3 protein-coding genes are annotated in these 3137 nt (G+C 67.8%); all 3 read right to left on the bottom strand.

Annotation, left to right across the window (positions count from 1 at the left end; genetic code table 11):
- Positions 1-217, bottom strand: a 217-nt coding sequence (locus LQV45_RS22880) for an SDR family NAD(P)-dependent oxidoreductase (protein ID WP_230008959.1), incomplete at its 3' end; no start/stop codon positions are given.
- Between the two features lie 85 nt (positions 218-302).
- A complete protein-coding gene (locus LQV45_RS22875) occupies positions 303-1622 on the bottom strand; it encodes an MFS transporter (protein ID WP_230008958.1) in 1320 nt (439 codons plus the stop codon).
- A 167-nt stretch (positions 1623-1789) separates the two neighbouring features.
- Positions 1790-2848: a LacI family DNA-binding transcriptional regulator gene (locus tag LQV45_RS22870; RefSeq protein WP_230008957.1), complete on the bottom strand. Its 1059-nt coding sequence runs from the start codon at positions 2846-2848 to the stop codon at positions 1790-1792.
- Positions 2849-3137 lie beyond the last annotated feature (289 nt).

The following is a 3137-nucleotide window of genomic DNA, read 5'->3' as shown; positions in this document are numbered from 1 at the left end:
CGTCCCGGACGGTGTCCATGAGTTCGCGGACCTGGCCTTCGTCCGAGACGTCGCTGACCGAGGCGAGGAGCCCGTTGACGCGGGCCTTGTCGACGGCGTCGGGGTCGATGTCGGTGACGAAGACGGTGGCGCCGAGTTCCCGGAACTTGCTGGCGATGGCCAGGCCGATGCCGTTCGCTCCGGCGGTGACGAGAATGCGCTTGGCGGTGAAATCCATGAGTAGTCCTTGCAGTGAGATGGCTTGCGGACCCGCTCCGAACGCGCGGCGGGGCGCATCCGGAACGGGCGGTGGGAGCAGTGCGTCAGTGGGCGGCCGGAACAATCGCGGGCTTCTCCGTGCCGCGCTTGAGCAGCAGGGACAGCAGCGCGCCGATGACGCACATGCCCACGATTAACCACAGGCCGGAGAGCTTGGAGCCGGTGGCGTCCTGCATGAAGCCCATGACGTAGGGGCCCAGGAAGCCGCCGCAGAGGCCGATGGTGTTGACGAAGGCGATGCCGCCGGCGAGGGCGGCGCCGCTGAGCCGGGTGGCCGGGTAGGTGAAGAGAATCGGCTGCAGGGCGAAGAAATTGAAGGCGGCGAGGCAGAAGCCGATCATGCCCAGCAGCGGCCCGCCGACGGCGCCGAGGGCGAAGCCGGCGACGATGCCGGTCATGGTGCCGGTGACCAGCATCCGGGAGCGGCGGCCGTCGGTGGCGAAGCGGGGGACCAGCAGGGCGCCCGCCGCGGAGAAGATCCACGGGATGGCCGTCAGCAGGCCGATCTGCAGCGGGCTGAGCTTGCCGTACGTGCCGATGATGGAGGGCAGGAAGTAGGACAGGGCGTAGACGGCGATCTGGTGGGTGAAGTAGACGCCGACAACGAGGAGGATCTGCTTGTCCTTCAGGACATCGCGGAGCAGGTGGTTGCCGGAGGCCGCGGCGCCGGCGGTCTCCTCGGCGGCGATGCGGGCCTCGAGATCGGCGGCTTCCTCGGCGGTGAGGAACGTCGCCATGCTGGGGCGGTCCGGGAGCTTCTTCCAGACGACGTAGGCGAGGACGCAGGCCGGGAGTCCTTCGACGAGGAACATCCACTGCCAGCCGTGCAGGCCGCCGAGCCCATCAAAGGTCAGCAGCAGCCCGCCCAGCGGGGCCCCGACAATGTTGGCGATGGAGACGCCGAGCAGGAACATTCCGTTGGCCTTGGCGCGGTCCTTGACCACGAACCACTGCGTCAGGAAGTACATGACGCCCGGGAAGAGTCCGGCCTCGGCCACGCCGAGCAGCATCCGCATGATGTAGAAGGACCATTCGCCCTGGACGAAGGCCATGCCGGCGGAGATGATGCCCCAGGTGATCATGATCCGCATGATCCAGAACCGGGCGCCGACCTTGTGCATGATCAGGTTGGACGGGATTTCGGACAAGGCGTAGGTCAGGAAGAACAGCCCGGCGCCGATGCCGTACGCGGTGGCCGAGATGCCGAGGTCGATCTCCAGCCGGTCCTTGGCCATACCGATGTTGGTGCGGTCCAGGAAGGCCATGATGTAGGCGCCGATCAGCAGCGGCATGACGCGGCGTAAGATCACGCCGTTGATTTCCTGTGGCGTGCGCATCTTCTTTGTTGCGGATACAACTGACATGGGTCGGGGTCCTTGGCTCGTGGGCGGGATAGGTGGTCAGAGCGGGCATGCGGAAAGGGCAAACGGGAGGCAGACGGCCGCGGCAGTGCGCGCGGCGCGTGGTTCGTCAGGGTCGCGGGAATGGGTAGGGCTGGCCGCGGACGGGCCGGCCCGCGTGTAGCGCGGCCTCAGCTGTCAGGAGGCGTGCAGCCGCACGTCCGCCCGACGTGCAGGCGGTGCCGGCACACTTTCGAGGTATAGGTGGCGGACGGGGAATCGATGCGTTTGAGCAGCATGGCGAACGCCTCGTTGGCCATTTCCTGCTGCGGTTGGACAATGCTGGTCAGGTTGATCAGCCCGGAGCGGCTGTGCGGCAGCCCGTCACAGCCGGCGACGGCGACGTCGTCCGGGATGCGCAGGCCGCGCGACAACGCGTATTCCATGACGCCGATGGCAAGCTCGTCGCTGCCGCAGACCACGGCCTGCGGCGGCGTTCCGGCCGAGAAGAGCCGCTCCGCCGCCAGCCGGCCGCCCTCGTTGTTCACCCTGGTGCTGATCTTCCGGTCGCCGCTGATCGTGATGCCCGCCGCGGCGGCTGTGCGGACAAACGCCTGTTCGCGGGCCAGGGAGGCCGTTGAGAACCTGGGGCCGATCACGGTGGCGATTTCGGTGAAGCCGTGGCTGAGCATGTGCTGCATCAGCGTGGTGGCTGCGGCGTCGTCGTCGATCCCGACGAAATCCGAGTCGAGGAAGTCCGCCCGGCGGGACAGGCACACGTAGGGGATGCGGGCCGCCCTCAGGGTGCGGAGCGCGGTGGCGTCGTCCCGGAGCGAGGCGGCCAGGATGATGCCATCGACGTTGCGGTGCGCGAGCGTCGAGGTGACCTGGGCGAGCACCTCCGGATCGTCCTGGGTGGTGGCGACGAACACTTCGTAGCCGGACTCCGCCGCGGCCGTAATGACGCCCTGCGCCCAGCGCGGAAACATCGGATTGATGATGTTCGGCAGGATCAGCCCGATGACCCGGGTCCGCTGCGGGTCGGTTGACTGCGACGGCTTACGGGGCCTGAAGCCGAGCTCGTTCGCCACGTGGATGATGTGGCGCCGGGTCTCGGGCGAGACGCCGCCCTTGCCGTTGAGGACGTAGGAAACCGCAGCCGAGGAAACCCCCGCGGCGCGGGCCACGGCAGCGGCCGAAACCGGCGGTACGGGGCCGTCGACGGTGGCGCTTACGGCGTGTTCGTGCATGTCCGGCCCTCCTTCGCGTCGGTTCGTTTTGCTGTGACCCCAGTTACAGTAAGGAGCCCGCCGATCGTTAAGCAACGTTAAGTCATTCACGCGGGCCGTGCAGACCGACTGCTGCCGGACATGCTCATTGTTCGCGCCCGGGCCGAGGGGACATGCCCATTGTTCGTGCCCGGGCCGGGGGGACATGTCCATTGTTTGTGCCCGGGCCGGGGGGACATGTCCATTGTTTGTGCCCGGGCCGGGGGGACATGTCCAGCCGTGGGCCCGGGTGCTGGGCATGGTGGCACTA

This window comes from Microbacterium sp. Bi128 (assembly GCF_918698205.1).
The sequence above is the reverse complement of the archived record's forward strand: the minus strand, read 5'-3'. Positions and strand labels throughout refer to the sequence as shown.